Genomic DNA, 246 nt, shown 5'->3' with positions numbered 1-246 from the left:
AAACACCTTGAAATCACATACCTGAATCCGGATAGACGTAAGCCCAAGCGAACGGATATCCAACCGAATTGCTTGACGATCATAGAGCGTTGGAACCACCTGATCCCTTCCCGAACTCAGAAGTGAAACGACGCATCGCCGATGGTAGTGTGGGGTCTCCCCATGTGAGAGTAGGTCATCGTCAAGCTCCTATCCCAAAACCCCTGGTCAGCGATGACCAGGGGTTTTGCTTTTGCGCGCGGAAAA

The 246-nt window shown here is 51.6% G+C and carries 1 rRNA gene; it reads left to right on the top strand.

Annotated elements, in window-relative coordinates:
- Positions 1-71: 71 nt before the first annotated feature.
- A 5S ribosomal RNA gene (gene rrf / locus HMPREF2924_RS00175) occupies positions 72-187 on the top strand.
- The last annotated feature ends 59 nt before the right edge of the window (positions 188-246 follow it).

This window comes from Pseudomonas sp. HMSC063H08 (assembly GCF_001813645.1).
Taxonomy (GTDB): Bacteria; Pseudomonadota; Gammaproteobacteria; order Pseudomonadales; family Pseudomonadaceae; genus Pseudomonas; species Pseudomonas aeruginosa.
Note: the sequence above shows the minus strand (reverse complement) of the source record. Positions and strands in the feature narration are given on the sequence as shown.